We start from the raw sequence: 336 nt of genomic DNA on the forward strand, positions 1-336 counted from the left end.
ACACTAAACAAACCTGATCTAAATAAGAATTTAAAAATCAGGAAAAAGTGATATATTAAAGAAGAGGGTTAATCCTCAACTAAGGGCCTTAAGCCCTGATACCGATAACGGTATCGATCATGGTGCTTGACAATGGCTAAGAGGCATTTTAGGGTCTTATCCATACAAGCTACCATTGCGACCTTATTCAGTTTTGGATAAGGTCGTTTTTCTTTTAACCGGTAGTAATAATCAACGATATGGCAAGGCGCATGATGCTGTTGGCGGATCATATTACCAACCGCAAAGTAGACCAGCTTCCGGGCAATTGGATTTCCGCGTTTATTAATGTGATCT

General features: G+C 39.6%; 1 pseudogene. It reads right to left on the minus strand.

Going from position 1 to position 336, the window contains the following annotated elements:
• Positions 1 to 68: 68 nt before the first annotated feature.
• Positions 69 to 336: pseudogene (locus tag H5993_RS09240) on the minus strand (IS110 family transposase); the annotation flags it as partial.

Origin of the sequence: Limosilactobacillus alvi (assembly GCF_016900115.1) — a bacterium.
GTDB classification, from domain to species: Bacteria; Bacillota; Bacilli; order Lactobacillales; family Lactobacillaceae; genus Limosilactobacillus; species Limosilactobacillus alvi.